Annotated in this window: 12 protein-coding genes; 9 read left to right on the forward strand and 3 right to left on the reverse strand. The window is 63.3% G+C overall.

Going from position 1 to position 19,710, the window contains the following annotated elements:
- Nucleotides 1-73: 73 nt before the first annotated feature.
- The 3 genes from BWO91_RS14575 (at nt 74) to BWO91_RS14585 (ending at nt 3,276) form a co-directional block, all read left to right on the forward strand.
- Nucleotides 74-1,354 (forward strand): ABC transporter substrate-binding protein, encoded by a 1,281-nt coding sequence (locus tag BWO91_RS14575; protein WP_167620501.1) that lies wholly within the window; start codon nt 74-76, stop codon nt 1,352-1,354.
- A 374-nt stretch (nt 1,355-1,728) separates the two neighbouring features.
- Entirely contained in the window at nt 1,729-2,340 is a 612-nt protein-coding gene (locus tag BWO91_RS14580) for a carbohydrate ABC transporter permease (protein WP_276207397.1), read from the forward strand.
- A 144-nt stretch (nt 2,341-2,484) separates the two neighbouring features.
- Entirely contained in the window at nt 2,485-3,276 is a 792-nt protein-coding gene (locus tag BWO91_RS14585; protein ID WP_205847534.1) for a carbohydrate ABC transporter permease, read from the forward strand.
- Nucleotides 3,277-3,436: 160 nt separating this feature from the next.
- On the opposite strand, the gene BWO91_RS14590 is transcribed toward BWO91_RS14585, so the two are convergent.
- Nucleotides 3,437-5,275 carry an alpha-L-fucosidase gene (locus BWO91_RS14590; protein WP_167620503.1) on the reverse strand — a complete coding sequence of 613 codons (1,839 nt, stop codon included), beginning with the start codon at nt 5,273-5,275 and terminating at the stop codon, nt 3,437-3,439.
- A 337-nt stretch (nt 5,276-5,612) separates the two neighbouring features.
- Here BWO91_RS14590 and BWO91_RS14595 point away from each other — a divergent pair, with 337 nt between their 5' ends.
- From BWO91_RS14595 to kduI, 5 genes are all read left to right on the forward strand, one after another.
- Nucleotides 5,613-9,257 (forward strand): hypothetical protein, encoded by a 3,645-nt coding sequence (locus BWO91_RS14595; protein ID WP_079003077.1) that lies wholly within the window; start codon nt 5,613-5,615, stop codon nt 9,255-9,257.
- Between the two features lie 22 nt (nt 9,258-9,279).
- Complete coding sequence (locus BWO91_RS14600) at nt 9,280-10,371, forward strand: LacI family DNA-binding transcriptional regulator (protein ID WP_079003078.1); 1,092 nt, start codon at nt 9,280-9,282, stop codon at nt 10,369-10,371.
- A gap of 230 nt (nt 10,372-10,601) precedes the next feature.
- Nucleotides 10,602-11,783 (forward strand): glycoside hydrolase family 88 protein, encoded by a 1,182-nt coding sequence (locus tag BWO91_RS14605; protein WP_079003079.1) that lies wholly within the window; start codon nt 10,602-10,604, stop codon nt 11,781-11,783.
- Nucleotides 11,784-11,803: 20 nt separating this feature from the next.
- Nucleotides 11,804-12,562 carry a 2-dehydro-3-deoxy-D-gluconate 5-dehydrogenase KduD gene (gene kduD / locus BWO91_RS14610; RefSeq protein WP_079004000.1) on the forward strand — a complete coding sequence of 253 codons (759 nt, stop codon included), beginning with the start codon at nt 11,804-11,806 and terminating at the stop codon, nt 12,560-12,562.
- Between the two features lie 36 nt (nt 12,563-12,598).
- Complete coding sequence (kduI, locus tag BWO91_RS14615; protein WP_079003080.1) at nt 12,599-13,423, forward strand: 5-dehydro-4-deoxy-D-glucuronate isomerase; 825 nt, start codon at nt 12,599-12,601, stop codon at nt 13,421-13,423.
- 153 nt (nt 13,424-13,576) lie between these two features.
- Here the strand turns inward: kduI and BWO91_RS14620 are convergent, their stop codons facing one another.
- Both BWO91_RS14620 and BWO91_RS14625 read right to left on the reverse strand, forming a co-directional pair.
- A complete protein-coding gene (locus BWO91_RS14620; RefSeq protein WP_079003081.1) occupies nt 13,577-14,134 on the reverse strand; it encodes a TetR/AcrR family transcriptional regulator in 558 nt (185 codons plus the stop codon).
- 146 nt (nt 14,135-14,280) lie between these two features.
- Nucleotides 14,281-17,139, reverse strand: a complete 2,859-nt coding sequence (locus BWO91_RS14625) for an Ig-like domain-containing protein (protein WP_167620504.1) — start codon at nt 17,137-17,139, stop codon at nt 14,281-14,283.
- 543 nt (nt 17,140-17,682) lie between these two features.
- On the opposite strand from BWO91_RS14625, the gene BWO91_RS14630 reads away from it, so the two are divergent.
- Nucleotides 17,683-19,695 (forward strand): SGNH/GDSL hydrolase family protein, encoded by a 2,013-nt coding sequence (locus tag BWO91_RS14630; RefSeq protein ID WP_079003083.1) that lies wholly within the window; start codon nt 17,683-17,685, stop codon nt 19,693-19,695.
- The last annotated feature ends 15 nt before the right edge of the window (nt 19,696-19,710 follow it).

Consider the following 19,710-nt stretch of genomic DNA (forward strand, 5'->3'; position numbering starts at 1 on the left):
AGAACCAAGACCACCGACAAGGAAGACAGTGGACATGAATCACCGAAGAAGCAGTACTCGCGTCGGAGCTATCGTGGCGACGGCGCTCGCAATCGGGACGCTGAGCGCGTGTGCGAACGGCTCAACGACGAGTGACGACTCCGCGGCCTCTCGCGAATTCACCTACTGGTCGATGTTCAAGATGGGCGAACCCGGCCAGGTCGCGCTAGCGACGATCATCGAGGAGTTCGAGAAGGACACGGGGATCACCGTTGACGCCCAGTGGGTAGGTCGTGACGTGCTCACCAAGCTGCAGCCCACGCTGTCGACATCACCCGCGGCTGATCTCATCGACCGCCCCCTCTGGGCTGTCGAATCCGTCATGGTGCCGAGCGGCACCGTCGCGGATCTGGAACCCGTGCTCGATATGGAGATTCCGGGAAGCGACGAGACCGTCCGCGACGTCATCCCCGAGACCTACCTCGAGGTCGCGCGATCAAAGGACGGGGCTCAGGTCGTCATCCCTTGGACGATGACCAGCTACGACATCTGGTACGACTCAGCTCGGTTCCCGGACCTGGTGAACACGACTGACCTGACCTGGGACCGCTTCGTCGAAGTACTCGACGATTCGCGAACGCTGGGAGCTCCTTTGGCCCTGGACGCTGACATCCTCGGCTACAGCGCCTACTGGTACAACAATGCAGTGCTCCACACCATGGGTCCTGGTGCCATGAACAAGGCCGCCGGGGACAAGACCGGTAAGACCTGGGACGAGAGCGGGTACCGGGACGCGGCCGACAGGATCCAGCAGCTCGTCGCCGGAGGCTACTTCGCAGAGGGATACAACGCGAGCAAGTTCCCGGCCATCCAACAGAAGTGGGCGTCCGGGGAAGCGAACTTCATCCTCAACGGCTCATGGCTCCCCGGCGAAGCCGCACCGAATGCCGCAGAGGGATTCGAGTTCGCAAGCATCCCGTTCCCCGCTGACGAGCCAGACTCGAAGTACGCGGCGACCACTGCGTACGGCTGGGTCATCCCTTCGAAGTCCACGAATCCCGGTCCAGCGGAACAGTTCATCGCCTACGCCTACGGCAAGGAGCGCGCACAGGCGTACGCCGATGAGACCTCGGTCATCTCAGCCCGAGCGGACGTGACGGAGTCGGCGGCCGTGGCGTCCGCGGCCGCGACGCTCGAAAACGCTGACAAGCTCGTTCTGGACGACGACGGCATCTCCCAGAGCTACGGCGGCGACTGGTCGACGAAGGTCTACCAACCGCTGGTGGCCCAGCTGCTCACCGGCGGGCTCGACGCCGAGAAGTTCATCGCCGAGATCAAGCAGCAGACGGTCTCCTACTGGGAACTCAATCAGTGACGAATCAGACTGATCAACGTGCAGTCCGGGGTGCCGACACCATGTCGGCCCCCGGGCGGCCGGCCGGCCGCTCCGTGTCCGCGCGTCGTGGCTCGTTCGAACGATCTCGTCGACGTCTCTTCTGGCCGTTCGTTCTTCCGGCGCTCCTTCTCTTCGCCCTGCTGATGATCGTTCCACTGGTCGGGACATCGTGGATCAGCCTCCACAAGTGGCCGGGAACGGGTCCCATGGAATGGGTGGGCCTGAAGAACTTCGTCTATCTTTCCCGCGATCCAGCCTTCCTCAAGTCATTCGCGAACTCGGGGTTGGTCGTGGTCGTCGCGGGCGCTGGAATCTTCGCGTGCAGTTTCGTCCTGCTCGCACTCCTGAAGGACATGGTCGGACGTGGACGCGCATTCGCAAGATCCGTGATCTTCTTCCCGGTGATCATTCCAGGGATCGTCCTGTCGATCGTTTGGGGATTCATGTTCCAGGCGGACGGGCTCGTCAACGAGGTACTCCGCACGATCGGTGTCACGGACCCTCCAGCGTGGCTTGCAGCAGAGAACCGGTTCGGAGTCATCCTCCTCGGCATCGTCTGGTTCGGTGCCGGATTCTACGCGACGATTCTGCTAGCCGGCGCTGATCAGATACCGCCCTATCTGTACGAAGACTGCGCGTTGGCCGGGGCGAACATGTGGCAGCGGTTCAGATATGTGACCTTGCCCCTCTCGTGGGACATCATCTCCGTCTGTGCCGTCCTCTGGACCATCAATGCGCTCAAGACGTTCGAGTTCATCCTGGCGATCGCCGGGTCCTCGAGCGGACTCCCCGACCCCGGAACGTGGACGATAGCTCTCTACACCTACGCGTCCGTCCTCAACCCGGCCGGGGTACCCAGCTATGGTCTCGGGGCCGCAAGCTCGTTGGTCATGCTCGCGCTCATCGGCGTACTCGTCGTCCTCATCCGGCGCATCATGCGTCGAGAGAGCATCGAGTTGGCATGAGCGACTCGTCGTCGTTTTCGAAAGGATCTGATCGTGCCAACTGATGAGACGAGAAATCTCCTGGTTCCGCGCTCTCGCAGCAGAACTGCCGCGCGGAAGCCGTCGATTGCGAGCCCCCTTCAACGCGCTCTCAGCGGTCCGATCGTGGCCGTGATCGTCATTGCGAACGTCGCGTTACTCGCCTGGCTCCTGATGTCAGCTTTCAAGTCGAGTCGTGACATTCTGAATCAGCCTTGGTCGCTACCGACCGAGCTGAGGTGGGAGAACTTCGTGCTCGCCTGGACGACGGGCAACTTCAGCGTCGCCACAGCGAACTCGGTCGTCCTGACCGTGGGCACAGCCTTCTTCACGATCGTCCTGGCCGCGCCCGCCGCCTACGCGCTGAGTCGACTGGGGAACCGAGCAGCAAGCCCGTTGACGTCTCTGTTCGCCGTGTGCATCGGCATCCCGGCTCAAGCGATCTTCCTGCCGATCTTCGCAATGCTCGCTCCGGTTGGTCTGGTGAACAATCTGTTCGGGCTGCTACTCATCTACGTGGGCACATCACTTCCGTTCGCGGTGTTCTTCCTGACCGGATTCTTCCGAACGCTCCCTCTCGAGCTCGAAGAAGCGGCGGCGCTGGACGGTGCAACGCCGGCGCGGACGTTTTGGCGGATCATGCTTCCGCTGGCCCGCCCGGGAATCATCACACTGGTCGTACTGAACGTCATCGGCCACTGGGGAGAGACCTTCTTCGCACTGGTCTTCCTGCAGTCGCAGGAGCTCCAGACGCTTCCACTCGCATTGCTCGGCTACTTGCAACAGATGCAGTACAACGGAATGAACTGGGGCGGCATGTTCGCCGGAATCGCCGTCACGGTCGTTCCGATCCTGGTGATGTACCTCTGGGTCGGGCGCCGGATCATCGAGGGGATGACGCTCGGAGCAACCAAATGAGGCTGGCTTGAACGGGCGGGGCGCGGAACGCAGTCGATTCCGTGCCCCGCCCGTGTTCCATGGGACGCTATTCGCTTCCAGTCATCAAGAGAAGTGCCGACGAGGCAGCACTCCCTCAGCCGCCGCACAGCCCATACGGTTGGCACCGCAGTCGCTCACGTCAGCCGCTCACGTCCCGCAGTGCAGTCCGTGTGTCAGGGACATCCGACGCGCGTGCGGCGACCGCACCGTTGGGATGTTCTTCGTTCTTCGCCGGCAGCTCCAGACGGATCGCCGCCAGATTGAGCGAGTCGATCGTCCACTTCGAATCCTTGATCCGGAGACCGCGTATCTTCAGGGTGTATCGGCCGGCCTCGGGCACCTCGACTGTTCCGATCTCACTTCGCACCATCTGCCAGAAGAACAGCACCGGACTGAATTCCCGACCGTCGTCGGTGACGACAAAAGCGCGAGTGTGAACCTCACCACTGGGGGTCGCCCATTCCAGACGTCCGGTGAGCCCCGCACCGTCCCAGCGCGGCTTCGCGTGTCCGGAGGTTTCCTTACTCAGCGCGACGACCCGGTGGTCGCCGGGATCGACAACGTCGACGTCCCACGCGATACCACCTGGAATGGACCTGGCCGATCCCACGTCGAGTCTGATCGATTCGGCAGAGGATTGCGCCGGAACGGGGTCGATGTCCGGCGCCGAGCCGAATGTGAGCTTGACCAGTCTGGGAAGATCGTCGCTCGGGGCGGGTACCTCCGTGGTGAACGAGGATCCCAAGAGCGCCGGGGCCACGCGCGACAGTGGCAACGCACGCTCACAACCCGTCGGTTCGATGAACGACACTCCGAGCGGCTGCGTCCGAAGTCCCGGCAAAGCAAGGCGGACGAGAGACGGATCGGTGATATGGACATACAGCGATGTTTCTGCTGAGGTGACGTAGCCCCAGTCGAAACCCGACGGGAACGGCGACCCACTAGCTCCGTGGATGGCAGGCGATGCACGACGCATCCAACGGCTGATCTCTCGAAACTGTTCGCTGGCCCGAGCCGGAATGCTGCCGGCGCCGTCGGGTCCGAAGTTCAGGAGCAGGTTGCCGCCCCGGCTCACGGTGAAGGCGATGGTCTCGCACAGACTGGCGGAAGTCTTCCAACGGCTCTCGCTTGCGACAAATCCCCACGAGTCGTTCGTGGTCGCGGCCGTCTCCCACGCTGACCTCGGCAGAACCGTATTGAAGTAGTTGTCATCCATTGATTCGTAGTCTGCAACGCCGCCGACACCGACGCGACTGTTGATGACCGCTGTCGGCTGGAGCTCACGGACGATTCTCGCAGCCTCGGCAGCTTGGTGCGGGGCGATACCTGCGGGCATGTCGAACCACACGGACGCGATTTCGCCGTATTCGGTGAGAAGCTCCGTGAGCTGTGGCATCGCTTTCGACCGCCAATATCGCTCGAAAACTCCGTCTCCGGAAGTCGTATCCCAGTCATTGCTTCGCGGCCCGACAGCATCCGGGTCGGCCCAGTCGATGACATGCGAGTAGTAGATCCCGAGGGCGACACCGTGCTTCCGGCAGGCGGCGGCGAGCTCAGCCAGTGGATCACGCCGGAATCGCGTGGCGTCGACGATGTTGAACGAGCTCGCTCGCGACCGATACATGGCGAAACCATCGTGATGCTTTGCGGTGAAGACGAGATATCTGGCTCCCGCACGAGCTGCCATCAGTACCCACTCATCCGCATCGAACCGAACCGGGTTGAATTCGGCGGCAAGCCTGCGGTACTCGTCGCGTGGAATCCGCGCCGTCGACTGAATCCACTCGGCCAGCCCCGGGATGTCTTGTCCGGCGTACTGCCCTCCGAGCAGAGATGAGACTCCCCAGTGCACGAACGCTCCGACACGCCAGGACTCCCATCTCCGTCGCCGGTCTCGGTCGGCAGGCGTGTCGCCGATCGTGGGGAGGTCGCCGTGCAGCCCTTCTCCGGCGGGTGTGGCGGTATCTACAGGCAACACGGTTCTCCTTCGCGCCGGACGCCGGCTCGGTGTGTTTCGCGCCCAGTCGTGCTGGATGTATGTGTAGCACCTGGACTGTCCGAGCGGACATGTCCTGTGCGTTACTGTTCACTTCGCCCGCCACCTCGCCCCTGAGTTCGTCCGATGGTGAGGAACCAGGCCGCATCGCCAACGCGAAGTTAAGCGCTTGCGCGAGTGTTCACCTTTGTGCAGTGCGCCACCTCGCGTGTTCCTCGCTGCTAGCGTCTGACCGTCCTCGCAGATGGCGGAGCGACCTCCATTGGCGAAGGCGGCCGATCGGTCGACTGCCGCAACCGCATGACCTGGAAGGCGTTCGATGATGAACCTCCGAGTAGTCGCAGCTGTGTTCCTGTCGTCCATCTTGGGTGCAGCGTCTCTCACCACGGGCGCCTCGGCCGCCGTGACGCCCGACCAGGGTGTGGTTTCGGGCGATTGGGTGGACCACGACTTCACCACGCGGGACCTCCAGCCCTTGGACGGTCACGTCGATGTGGACACGAAGCTCATGGGGCGGGTGTCGATCACGCCTGGCGCGAACAATGCCGGAACGGTCTCGGACGCGCGCGGGAACGTGTTCATGATCGAGGCCATCACGGAGGCGGTGAACGCCTATCGGGGAAGTATCAGCCGTTCGGTTCGCACCGGCATCGAAACACGAGTGAAGTTCTCGAGCACGGATTCGACTCGAACCCTCTTCGAGATGAAGAGCATGACACCACCCGCTGGGAAGGGCACGTGGCCCTCGCTGTTGCGGTTCGACGCCCAAGGGAAGATCAAGGATTGGAAGGGAGCGGTCGTCGGTGTCTATGCCGCGGACCGGTGGTATGACATTTCGATCGACATCGACTCGCCCGATCACCGGTACAGTGTCTGGCTGGACGGCTCGCCGCTGATCACCGACCTCGATCTCGGTAACTTCTCGGGGATACTGCAGAGCAAGATCATCCAGGGGACGAATCCGACCAAGTCGAGCACAACGACCTCCTTCGAATTTCTGCGCGCTGGAACGATCATTCCCCGGGTGCAGGCGATATCAGTGGCTCCGGGCACGGTCGAAACGGGAAAGATCCACTACCCCTCCGCAACGGTGACTCCCGGAGATGCAGCCGTCTCGGGGTTTTCCTTCGCTTCGTCAGACGAGAGCGTCGCCCGGCCGTTCGGTGCAGCGATCCTCGGTCGAAACGTCGGGTCCGCGACGATCACCGCTACAGAAATCCGCTCGGGCGCGACCAGCTCGTTCGAGCTGTCGGTCACCGATTCGACCCAGCCGTGGTCAGCAGCCTCGATTCGTGACGCAGATCTCGCCTCGGCACTCATGGCCGGCGTGCGGGCTCAACGAACTTGGACCACGGATCAGATACTGGCCAAGTATCCCCTGGTTCAGACCTATATGGCCATGGACGAAGCAGATTTCGTCAGGGCCGTCGAAGCTGACTCGGCTCGGATCATGGTGCTCAATACGCCATCGAACTTCAGCTTGTACGCTCGGTTGTTCACGAGACTCTTCGAGACCACCGGAGACGAGTCGTACGCGAAACGTTCACTCTTGATCATGTACACGTTTGCGCTCGAATACCCGCGCATCGTGGGGCTGGGAGACTATGGTGGGCCGACCGCTTCGGCGGCCCAGCCGGATATGACCTGGGCATTCGGAGCCATGTTCGACATGGACGTATGGGGGCTGCTCGAGCCCACCGTCTCCGGTGATGATTTGAAGCTCCTGATCCAAGAAGTCATCGTCCGAGGGTCAGCCTATGTGGCCACCGATGCGGTGCTCTCCCGCGCTCGCATGGACAATCGAGACCCGTATAGCGCACGTCCTGCATCCGTGGCAGCGCTCCTCCTCAACGACCCGATACTCATGCGGCGCGTGATCGATGTCTACGACCGTCTCCTGAGCCCGGAGCACTATTACGGAGATGGACTTTGGCACGAAGAGACATCTGCATACAGCGACCAGGTGGCAGGAAATGTGGCGACGACGATCGATGTGATCAAGTCGTACATCGATCCCGCCGGCTTCACAGACAGTCGGCTCGGCATCGTGCTCGACAACACCGACCTGACCGCCAGGTGGCCGCTGTTGACGAAGACGCGGAACGCTGCGACGGAGCAGCTCATCTACCCGGACGGCACTCCGATCCCATTCAACGATTCCGACGGCAAAGTCGGGAACCCGACGCCATTGCCAATCGTCTCGAAGGGTCTCAAGAACATCGAGATGGGTGACACCGGTTACTACGCACTCTTCCAAGGAGATGAGACGGAAGCCACCCACGTCGGCTTGTACGCACCGAAGACCAACCGGTGGGGTTCTGGGCACCATCAGTTCAATTTCAACAGGCTCGACCTCTGGGGCGCGGGCGTCGAGCTGCTCCCCTACAGCGGATACGTCCGCAACACGAGTTACTCCGACGGCAGCGGTCGGAATCTGCGATATCCGTCCATGAGTCCGATCTGGGGGAACTCGCCTTGGGTATGGCGTGCTGACGGTGCGAACCAGACACCGAGCGAGGAATGGGTTCGTCCGGCGGTGCTCGCCTACGACGACGGCAGCGGAAACGACAAGCAGGTGCAGCTCGTCGAGACATCCGTCGCCGGGGTTCCAGGGAAGGGTTCCGAAGTGAATCGACGGCTGGAGCTCATGGTCAACCTCGGCGGCAATCGAAACTACACGTTCGATCTCAGCCGGCTCAAGGGTGGCCAGGCCCATGAGATCTATCAGCGCGGCGCTGAACTCGAGCCGATGTCAGAGCAGACGAACAACATCGACCTGGCTCAGACAGGCCAACCGGACCTCGCAGCCCACCTTGCAAACATCGGCAAGCCGGCAGGCTATCCGCTTCACCGAAACTGGCTGCTCAATCCGCAGGAAGGCAGCGGCGCGAGCCCCTTCGACTTCACCTGGACGGGTGCTGAATCCGGTGCCTCCCTCCGTACCTTCATGAACGGCGTTCCGGGGTCAGAGGTGTTCGTGTCACAGATCCCACGCACTCGGGTGATCACGACCAAGTCTCAAGAGACGACCTTGACGGCGCCCCATGTGACCCGTCGCACGATCCTCGCTTCTCCAGACCAGGCCACGCAGTACGGAGCAGTCTATGAAGCCACCGTCGATGGCCAGAAAGGTCTGCTAAGCGGCGTTGAGTGGTTACTGCCCACTGATGGAGATGACATGACCACCATCGCCAAGGTTCGGAGCGGAGAGTTCGTCGACACCGTCTACATCAGCGATGACACCGACGAGCGCGTCGTCGATGGGATCACATTCTCCGGCAGCGTGGCGTTCGTCCGAACCGACGCACTTTCAGGCCGAATCCTGTCGACCTACGTTTCTGGCGACGGCATGATCCAAACCCCCGAATCCGCGCCAGTGGCCTCCGGCACGGAGCAGCTGCGCATCATCGGGGCGACCACCTCGACAACGAACACCGGGCTCGACCCCGATCGACAGCGCAAGGACACCGTCACCTTGGAAGGAACGTTCACAGACCCGAGTGCGGTGGTCGGCCAGCGTCTGCTCACGCGGTTCGGTGACGGGTCCGGTTTCTCGATGCACGTGAACGGGATCGAGGAGGTGGCGGGGAACACCGTCCTGACAGTTGAATCGTTCACCCCATTCACGGTCACGGACAGCGGTATCGAGACCGTGTTCTATCCCCGGGTGTCCATCGCAGGAGACGCCTACGCGATCGTCAACCACTCGTCACGAAGAGCGGGAGATCCCCTGTCTGCAGACGACGCCGCGGAGAACCGTGAGAGGACCGAACCGGTAGCCGCGTCTCCGTGCGCGTTGCCGTTCTTCCCAACCGACAAGAACCAATCGCGAGAGCACGAGCCCACTCAGCGGAGCCCCAAATGGCACACGAACGCGCTCGGCTACGTGGTCGGTGGGTCGTCTGATTCGCCGCGGCGCAAGGGATCTCTGCGCTTCCATCAAGCCCCGCTTGTTGGTAGCTGACAACAACTGGAACACTGTGCTCATGCTCCGATCGGAGAGACAGAAGTCGATCCTGCGAGAGATCGATCGCCGCGGCGCGGTGGCGGTGACCGATTTCGCCGCGCGCCTCGGTGTTTCGGGGATGACCGTCCGTCGCGACCTTCTCGATCTCGAGCAGGCCGGCCTGATCGTGCGCGTCCACGGCGGCGCCGTGAAACGACACGCGCAGACACACCCGCGGCAGAGCGATTCCGCATTGACGCTCGGCCTGATCGTGCCCTCGGCGACCTATTACTTCCCCGGATTCATCAACGGCGCGAAAGCCGCTGCGGCGGAACAACATGTCCGCTTGGTCCTCGGCGTGACGGATTACGACAAGGACGTGGAACGGCATCAGGTTTCCCGGCTGTGCCAACTCGGTGTCGACGGCCTCATCGTCACTCCGAGCGGAGCGCCAGGAGCCGCCGATGGCGGCGACGAAGCGAACTACCACCTGCTCGCTCAGTCGGGGCTGCCCGTGGTGATCATGGAGCGCGCACTTGACGACAAGACAGCTGCGCTGAACCTCGGAGGCGTGCGAACGGACCATGCACACGGTTCCCGGTCCGCCGTTCGTCATCTCGTCGAACTCGGGCGGAAGAGGATTGCGCTGATCGCGCCCCCGCGCGGGAGCACTTCAGATCCCGTGCACGCGGGATACCGGGCTGCAATCGCAGCGTTGTTGCCGGATTCTCCCCACCTGGAATTCGACCTGCAGGGAACCGTTGGCACCACCGAGCAGCGACGCTCATACGAGTCCATCTTCGACACCTGCGTGGCCGCTGGAGTCGATGCCATGCTCGTGCTTCCCGACGCTGTCGCCATCGCCCTCGCGGATCGCGCCTTGGACGCTGGAATAGCTATTCCGAAAGACCTGTCGATCGTCGCGTACGACGACGAGATCGCGTCAATGGCGGCGATGCCCTTGACCGCGGTATCGCCACCCAAGTTCGATGTCGGAGCAATTGCGGTTCGCACATGCATCGATTTGATCGTCCAGAAAGACAGCATCGGACGTCTCCCTCCCGAAGCGCGCGTGCTCTTGCTACCGACCCTGATCGTCCGCGCGTCGTCCGCGTCGACTAGAGGCACGTGACGCCACATTATGTGTGATTCTGTGCGATCTCGTGCAAATCGAACCGGACAGTGTGCAGACTGAAGCACCATCAGGCGCACGAGCAGGCAGCCTCGACAGCGTCGCAGTCCAATCGCCCGTTTGAAACAGGAGAGGCTCGCAGGGTCTTCACGAAAACGTGCTGACACGCACTCGATGCCGCCTCCTTCTGCAACAACGCCCCGTCCTCTCAACTACGAAAGAGCACCTTCATGTCTTCCGCAGCGCCGACATCGACGACGCACACCCGAACGGCTCTCGCCCTCAACGTCGCGCTCGCGACCGTCCGCCGAAACGTTCCCCTCTTCCGCGGGATCTACCCCGCCGACACCACCTCGGCCGGACGCTATCCCCGGCGCCCGGCGGCGACAGGCATCGAGGAGGGCGGGAACTCCGGTTGGACCACGAGCTTCTGGCCTGGAATGCAGTGGCTCGCCTGGGAGGCCACGGATGACGCGGTGTTCCGCGATTCGGCCCATGCCTACACGGTCGACTTCGTCCGTCGGGTTCGCGCAGTCGAAGACCTCGATATGCATGACATCGGCTTCCTGTACAGCCTGTCAACCGTCGCCGACTGGCGACTCACCGGCGATCTCGTCGCTCGAGATGCGTCGCTCCAAGCCGCGGCACTGCTGATGCGCCGTTTCCTGGAGCCCGCTGGGATCATTCAGGCATGGGGCGATCTCAAGGATCCTGCGCAACGGGGGCGTACGATCATCGACAGCTTGATGAACCTCCCGCTCCTCACCTGGGCGGCTGGTGAGACGGGCGACACCCGATTCTCCGATGCCGTCCGACGTCACACCGCACAGCTCCGCGAACACATCATCCGCGAGAACGACTCCACGTTCCACACCTATCAGTGGGACACCGTGACCGGCGTGGCCGTGGGGGGCACGACTGCGCAAGGGGCGCACGATCAGTCTTGTTGGGCGCGTGGCCAAGCCTGGGGTATCTACGGCTTCGCGCTCAATCACCGTGCAACCGGCGACCCACGGGACCTCGCGGCGGCGTGGCGTTGCGCGGAGTATTTCCTCGCCCACCTGCCCACCGATTTGGTGCCCTACTGGGATCTGGACTTCGGAGAGAACGACGGCGCGCCGCGCGACAGTTCAGCAAGCGCAATCGCGATCTGCGGCCTGCTCGAGCTGGCACGCGCCGGCACCGATTCGGTTCGTTCCGCCCGAGCCGATGAGGCCGCACGCGAGCTGCTCGATGCGCTCATCGAGCACTGCACACCAGCGACAGCGGAAGACGCTGACGCCCTGCTACTTCATGGCGTTTACAGCTTCCCGGAGGGTATCGGCATCGACGAGGGAACGCTCTGGGGGGACTATTTCTACCTCGAGGCTCTCGTACGAGTTGCCCGGCCGGATTGGACGACGTACTGGTGAGCGACCGCGAGAACACCGTCATGGATCGGTTCCGCCTCGATGGAAAGGTGGCACTGGTGACAGGAGCCAGTCGAGGCCTCGGACAAGGGGCGGCCGTCGCCCTTGCCCAGGCCGGCGCCGATGTCGCCCTCCTCGATCGCGGTGACGCGTCCGAGACCGCGCGGCTCATCGCCAAGACCGGCCGACGAGTCCATCGCGTTCAACGGGACCTCTCTACTGCGACTCCGGGCCAGCTGTCGGAAGCCGTGGACATCGTCCGCGAGGAGCTCGGAGGACTCGACATCCTCATCAACAATGCCGGAACCATCCGCCGTGCCGACGCATTGCAGTACGGGCAAACGGATTGGGACGAGGTGCTGGCCGTGAACCTCGACTCAGCCTTTCATCTGGCTCAATCGGCTGGACGACATCTGATCTCACAGGGCAGCGGGCGAATCATCAACGTGGCCTCGATGCTGTCCTTCCAAGGCGGGATCAGAGTCCCTGCATACGCCGCCTCCAAGCACGCGCTCGTCGGACTCACCCGAGCGCTCGCGAACGAGTGGGCCACCTCCGGCGTGACGGTCAACGCCGTCGCGCCTGGATACATGGCCACCGACAACACCGCGGAACTCCGAGCTGACGCCGAACGGGACCGGTCCATCCTGGCCCGCATTCCCGCTGGCCGATGGGGCACACCCGCTGACGTGCAGGGCGCATTCGTCTTCCTGGCATCTGATGCGTCCGCGTACGTCAACGGAGCCGTGTTGCCCGTCGACGGCGGATGGCTCGTCCGCTGAGCCCCCTTCCTTCATTCGATTCAGGAGTTCACACACATGGAACAGAGATACGCAACCAACCCGGGTCAGATTCCGAGTTTCACCACGAAGGATCTCCGCGAGCGATACCTCGTTGATGAGATGTTCGTCCCGGGTGCGATCAGGCTCACCTACACGCACCACGATCGCATCGTCTTGGGCGGCGTCGAGCCCGCGGGGAAGGTCATCGAGCTCCCCGGATACCCGGAGATCCGCAGTGAGTACTTCCTCGAACACCGAGAACTCGGCATCATCAACGTCGGCGGAACAGGAACGGTAACCGCCGACGGCGAGCTGTTCACGCTGACGAAGGGGGCTTGTCTCTATCTCGGACGGGGCACTCGCGAAATCATCTTCGCCGATGCGGAGGGAAGTGCACAGTTCTACCTCTTCTCCGCACCGGCGCACATTGCTTATCCGACTGTGCACATCGCTGCGGGCGAGGGCACCGTTCGCGAACTCGGTGACCAGCTGACCTCCAACCGACGCACGCTCCATCAGTACATCCACGAGGGCGGCGTCCAGAGCTGTCAGATAGTCATGGGAGTCACCGAACTTCACCCAGGCTCGATGTGGAACACCATGCCGGCCCACACGCACGATCGTCGCAGCGAATGCTACCTGTACTTCGACGTTCCAGAGGATGCCCGCGTCGTACACCTTCTCGGCGAACGTTCGGAGACCCGACACGTCGTCGTCGCCGATCGCCAGGCGGTCATCTCACCGAGTTGGTCGCTGCACTCGGGTGTCGGCACGTCTGCATACTCCTTCGTCTGGGCGATGGCAGGCGAGAATCAATCATTCGACGACATGGATGCGGCTCCCGTCACGACACTCGAGTGAGCTGCTGACGCGACGGGCAACCGACGTTGGCGAAAACCACCGATCTGATCTGTTTGCACCCGCGGCACCGAGCCAGCGTTCGATGCCGCGGCGCCGTCGAACACCAGCTCGGATCACTCGTCCCAACCTCGTTCCCCGCGTTCGTCGCGGAACTCACGTCAGAGAACGAGCCTGTGCAACGATGGCCGCGCGTCGAGACTGACGGGTTGACCCGGGAACGATCAGCGTGGCCAGATGCGGCAGGCATCCGTCCATGACGGCGAGAGCCACGACGCTCAGCAGCGTCTGCGCCGCATACTCGTCACTGCGTTCCGGCAGGGCGTTGGAGAGCGCGGCGACGAGTTCCGCGCATCCGCGCGCCCGCTGCAGTGCCGATACAGGCTGATCCAGCTCAAGGCTCTCCCAGGCCAGAAGGCGTGCAATGTGGGGACGCACCGAGGTGCGATCATACAGTCGCCCTGCGAGATCGCCCAGCGCGTCAGCTTGTTGACCAGTGATCTCGACGCCATCCATCAGGCCGTCGACCTCGGCCTCGAGCACGGCCCCGAAAAGACCGGCTTTGTCTCCGAAGTACTGGTAGATACGCTCCTTATTGACACCGGCGTCTTTGGCTATCGCGTCGACACGGGCACCGGCCAACCCGGCCGCAGTGAAATGCGTCGTCGCAGCAAGAAGCAGCTTGCGTCGTGTCTCATCCGTGTCCCACGCCATGCGTCCAAGAGTAGTCCAACCAGACGGTTGCATTGATGCTGCATCCGAGATGACACCGTACGGGGCCGCTCGACGACGCCCCGGAAACACGGGGTACTGCGCAGGGCGAAGCGAAGTCTGATGAGGGCGGCCTGGTGATCGACGCGTCACTCTCCTCGCGTACGAGTTCCGCGCCGCCGTATCGCAACGAGGGCCCCTCCGAACGCCAGGAGGAATCCGGCGGACAGGAGGCCTGCGGGCGAGACGGAGAAGCCCGTTCGCGAAAGGGTGCCGCTACGAACAGTCGTCTGGGATTCACCGAGGTCGATCCGCAGCGGCCTGAACTCGACCCGAAGGGACGCCCCACGTTCGGCTCGGGGCAGTGGAACGTTCGCAGTTCCTTCCACGACGATCGCTCGACCGAGCATCTCGACTCCCCGGTAGACGGATGCAACCCCCCAGGGACGGGCGCCCGCAGCGTCGGCAGAGATGCCGGCCTGGTCGACTGTTGCGCTCAGTCGCAGTGTCGAGCCGTCGAGAACTGCAGAGACCTCGGTACGACGAGGACGGACATCGACGACGGTCGAAACCGAGGTGGCGGATTCCACGCCTGGGTCGCCTGCAAATCGAGCAGTGAGCTCGAAATGACCCGTTGGGAGCGCAGCGATCGGAACTGACCAAGCTGCCGCGATCCCGGGCCTCGTCGGGGCCTCGTACGCGTCCGATAGTTCGAGGAGCAGATCGTTGCCACGATACAACGCAGCCTCGCCCGTAACGGGGGCTGACGTGACGTCACTGCTCAGTTCCACCAGGACTGCCCCTGCTGAATCGGCTGTGGGCGTCACGCTTGCGACGGTCAGAGTGAGTTCTGTGCCCCGGAGCGCGTAGTGACCCTCGACGGAGACGCCTCCGGGATCCTTCCAGCGATCCGGATCCCCCTGGAACAATGCCGTCACGAGATTGCTCTCCTGATCGAGGCTGACGTCTTCAAGGACCGCACTGCCGCTCTCCATCGGTGCCCTGCCCAAGAAGAGGCCGTCGTCAAAGAACAACACATCACCGGTGACAGGGGTGGTCGTCGCGAGAGAAGATCCGATGGCGCGTAGATCGACTGCTCCTCCCGGCAGGGCTGCATCGATGCCGACAACGGTCAGAGCAAGAGCGAACTCCTCTGGCGCCACCGTCAGCGTGCGATGTTCGGCCACCGCCCATGCCAGGGAACTCTCTCCTGTGCCGTCGGCTGAGTCCGTGTAGACAGCGTCGATCCGGTAGGTCGCACTTGTCGGAGCTGGTAGCTCGAGGGTGGCTCGACCGTTGACCGGCGTCGCGCTGCCGATCGGTGATCCGTTGAGCATGAAATCGACGATTCCTTCGCTTGTCGGCACACGACCGTGTTCGACATCGACGGCGAGCGTCACGCGGGATCCTGGTGAGACACTCTTCCAGTCCCCTGCCCAGCGCACTTCAGGCTCGGTGTCGGCATCGGTGTTCGTACGATTCCCGGCGCTCGATGCAGCGTCCTGCACCGATGGCGCGTGTTCCACCGCCTGGGCCGCCGCGAGGGGCGTGGACTGAGCAAGCGGTCGGCCCGGCATTTCAGAGAGGGTCGCAACTGGACAGCCGTCGTAGACGGACAACCGAGACCAGGCCTTCTGAGCGAAATCGGCCGGGTTGTACTGGTACGGCATCGAGAGGGTGGGGGCGTGCCATGGGTCACCTGAAAACGATGCCGTGATCTCCTGGGATGGCTGATCGGTGACGTTCAGACGAAGACACCAGACGTTCGGGCCGAGACGTCCAGCGGTCACCTCACCTAATGGCTGGGGAGTGTCGGTTCCCGAGCTGCGCGATGCGAAGCCTATTCGGGGCAGATCAACGTCGACGCTTGCGTCCGCCCATGACGCCAAGCGGACGACGAGCGAGTGTGTGCCATCCGCACCCAGCATCGGCTCGAAGAGGAAACGTGACGACGAGCGACCCGGCACGAGTTCGGTGGTGGCAGTGGACGGCCGATGCAGGCCGGGGGCGTCTGGGGTGAACTCGACTCGTACCGCCACCGGCGACCCGGGTAGTAACTCTTGCGCGAGGTCGAACGCGAATTTCCCCGAGGCAGCAGGCCTGACTTCCGCTCGCTTGCGATCTCCCAGGTAGACGGCGACGGTACCCGCATCGAGTTCCACGTGGGTGCGCATGTCGCCTGTAGCCGGTTTCCTGATCGTCTGCTGCACTTGCCCCCTGAGCACACCGCCATCGGCGTCGCGGATGATGACCTGAGTGTCCCGAAGTTGCTTCCACCTGAGCGTGACGAACGCGGGTCCGGTGTTCGGGGTGATGGCCGGCAACGAGCACGGGTTACCGCACGAGTGAAAAGCCAGATGGCTCGTTCCCGCCCCTCCTCCGGTCGCAGGAACGAGCGATGGAAGGTTGCCGTAGAGGTTCTTCCGATTGCCCTGTGTCCACTCGGAAGCGGTCTGGGCTGAGCCGCCGACTCCGGAGTTGAGTCCGCCTCCACCTCCTCCACCTCCGGTGAGGTGCGAGTACCAGGAAGTACCTGAAGCCTCTCCAGCCTTCGCCTGCATTCCGCTCCTGCAGGCGTCCCGCACCGTGCTGGGACCCCCGGAGCTCCACACGAGGCTGTCCTCGCCGCGCACAGGAGGAGTCAGGTCGAGAGAATCGGTGAACAGCCCGCTTCGGGTTTGCCTTCCCGATGATCCGCCACCACCCCCGGCGACGGCGATGACGTTTCGCGGGCTCTGAGCACACATGTCGCTGTCCGTCCGCTGCACGAGCATCGTCGCGTTGCCGCCCGCGGTGCCCGACTCCTCCATGCTCCCGCCCGCACCACCCGGGGCGGCGTCCAGCGCGGAAAATGTTCCATCGGTGCCCGCGCCGAACAGCACATCAAGGACCGTGCCCGGCGTCAGGGAGCGAGTCCGGAATGTGAACGTCGCACCTGCACCGCCCGCGGATCCTCGGCCGGGGGCGCCCGCGATCGTCACCTCAACGCCGTCGACGGTTTCCGGCACGGTCCAGCTGCGGTCGATCCACCGTGGATCCAGGGTGAGTTCGAACGAGTCAGCGCCTGACGATGCCGCTGCTGACGCAGTCTCAGCGGCCGTTGCGTGAGATGGAACCACCTGACTAGCAACGAGACTGCCCACCAGTGCCGTAATCCCAACAAGAACAACCGTTCGAGCTGCACGTGCCATAGACGCTCCCTTGATCGAACGCTGAATGAGCCGTTCCGGCCCAGGATCCGACCGTAGGCTCAGCCAAGCCTCGTCGACCAGGACAAACCCCACACCTCCAGCGTCGGACGCGAGGAATCACTTGCTCCAGATTCAGATGTCGCCCGCGAGGACGAAGGACCGCTCATGCGACCGTCGTCCGACTAGGTGGTAACACGTGTCCGTCGATTCCCACGCGAGGACGCGACAACCAGCATGGCGACAGGATTCGTTCGAGTCCATGCACGCCGCGGGGGTTCGCTGAGCCGCACCAAGGTAGGCATCCAGCGAAAGGAATAGTTGTTGTCCCTCAAAGATGTTGCGAGGAGCGCTCTTCTCGTCATGACGACAGGTGCAGTCGTGCTCGGCACAGGCACCGTGTCGAACGCCGCAGAACCCGTCACACCCGATCTGCCATACAACGTGGTCCAGCTCGGGGATTCCTACTCGTCAGGGAATGGAGCCGGCCGCTACTGGGGTGATCCGGAGGCGCGGTTGAGTCACAACAACTACGCCGAGGTCTACACGGACTGGCTCAACACTCAGCCACAGATCAACGCGCGCTACTCGAGCTATGCGCACAGTGGGGCGGAGACCTCGGACATGCTCGACAAACAGATCCCGCGCGTCGACAGCGAAGCCGATCTCGTCATGTTCACGATCGGGGGCAACGACGTCGGGTTCCAAGACATCATCAAGTACTGCTTCGCCCTCGGCTACCGGTCTGCTGGGGATTGCCGCGCAAAGGTGGACTCCGCACGCTCTGCAATACCCGCCGTCGAAGAGCAGCTCACCGTGATCCTGCAGCGGCTCTCGGAGCGGATGAAGCCGAATGCGGAGATCATGCTGGTCGGATACCCGCAATTGAGCACCGCCGCTCCGCACAATCTCTGCGACTACGTCGTGCTCTGCTGGGGGGGCTACTCGTATGACGCCTCGAAGGGAATCCGCCAACTGGGATCGGCCGCCGCAGACATGCAGCAGCGGGTCGTCGACGCATGGAACCGGACCAACCCGTCGAACCCGGTCATCTACGCTTCCGGGGTCGCTCGCGCATTCGAGGGGCACGAGCCGGAGCCCGACACGATGCTGCGAAACAACTACCAGTGGATCAACGGCTTGCTCGCGAAGGAGACACGGGTCGTGCATCCCAGCGGCCGAACGGACTACAGCGCCAGCAGCGACAAGATGAACTGGTACCACCCCGGGATCGTCGGTCACGCCCAAGTGGCGAGCGTCATTCAGACCCAGATCGGCCTGACGCCTCGAGCCCGAGCGATCCAGGCGAGTAACGCCGGGGCTCCTGCTCTCCGCGCTTCGTCGGGGATCGCTCGCAGTTTCGCAACGCAACTGGCAAGTCTTGGCTCTGCGCCGAGTGCTGTCGCCGAGGACGGGAGCCCATCAGCTTGGTTGCTCGGCCCCCACGTCCAGGCGATGGGGACCACCATCCGGTTGGACGCCCGCGGGAGTGTTGCGGGAGATGACGTCATCGCTTCCTACGAGTGGGACATCGACGGCGATGGCATCGTCGATCGCACCACCGCAGAACCGGTGGCTGAGTTCCGATTCGACTCGCTCTACGAAGGAGCGGTTTCGGTGCGGGCGACACAAGCCAACGGGAAGTCCTCGACGGCCTCGACGCAGGTCCTCATCTCCGAGGACGGCGACAGCACGCCGAAGGTGTCGGACAACTGCCCTGACGTCGAGAACTACAGTCAGAGCAATGAGGACGGCGATGCGTTCGGAGACGAGTGTGACCCCACTCCGGGACATCCGACCGAGGATCTGCCTGGCGTGTACGCCGTGACAGCTGCAGGCGTGACCACTCGCTCCGGGACGGACACCGCACCGACGACATTCGAACCGTCCAGCTCTAAGGGTGCCTCACTGTCGGTGACGAAGACGTCGGCGCGCCCCGGCGACACCGTGCAGTTCGAGCTTTCGGGCTTCACCGCCGGCGACGAGGCTCAGCTTGTCTGGGGCACCGACGGCACCAACGTCATCGGTAGGGTCGTCATCGGTCCTGACGGTTCCCAGAGTGGGAGCATCGTCATCCCTGCGAGCGCCCCTGCTCGCGCTCATGCACTTGTCGCTGTCGCACCAGCAACGTTCGCCGCAATCGAACTGACGGTTCTCGAGCCGACCTCGTCCGCCTCCGGCACACCGTCGGGCGGCAGCGGTCCTGGAGTGGCGGCCGCGCCGAAGCCTGCGCCTCGTGGAGCGGATGGCCTCGCCGCGACCGGCTTCGACGGAGCGTTGAGCACGGCTCTCGTGCCCGGGAGCGCGATCGCGATCGTTCTTGGTGCGCTCTTCGTCCTCATGGTCAGGTCGAAGCGAAGGGCCGACCGAAAGTAACCCCGTTCCGATCAC

The organism is Plantibacter flavus, from assembly GCF_002024505.1.
Lineage (GTDB): Bacteria > Actinomycetota > Actinomycetes > Actinomycetales > Microbacteriaceae > Plantibacter > Plantibacter flavus_A.

Coding starts and splice junctions, on each gene's coding strand:
- BWO91_RS14580 (WP_276207397.1), top strand. CDS start 1,729: ATGGTCGGACGTGGACGCGCATTCGCAAGATCCGTGATCTTCTTCCCG.
- BWO91_RS14595 (WP_079003077.1), top strand. CDS start 5,613: ATGATGAACCTCCGAGTAGTCGCAGCTGTGTTCCTGTCGTCCATCTTG.
- BWO91_RS14600 (WP_079003078.1), top strand. CDS start 9,280: ATGCTCCGATCGGAGAGACAGAAGTCGATCCTGCGAGAGATCGATCGC.
- BWO91_RS14605 (WP_079003079.1), top strand. CDS start 10,602: ATGTCTTCCGCAGCGCCGACATCGACGACGCACACCCGAACGGCTCTC.
- kduD (WP_079004000.1), top strand. CDS start 11,804: ATGGATCGGTTCCGCCTCGATGGAAAGGTGGCACTGGTGACAGGAGCC.
- kduI (WP_079003080.1), top strand. CDS start 12,599: ATGGAACAGAGATACGCAACCAACCCGGGTCAGATTCCGAGTTTCACC.
- BWO91_RS14620 (WP_079003081.1), bottom strand. CDS start 14,134: ATGGCGTGGGACACGGATGAGACACGACGCAAGCTGCTTCTTGCTGCG.
- BWO91_RS14630 (WP_079003083.1), top strand. CDS start 17,683: ATGACGACAGGTGCAGTCGTGCTCGGCACAGGCACCGTGTCGAACGCC.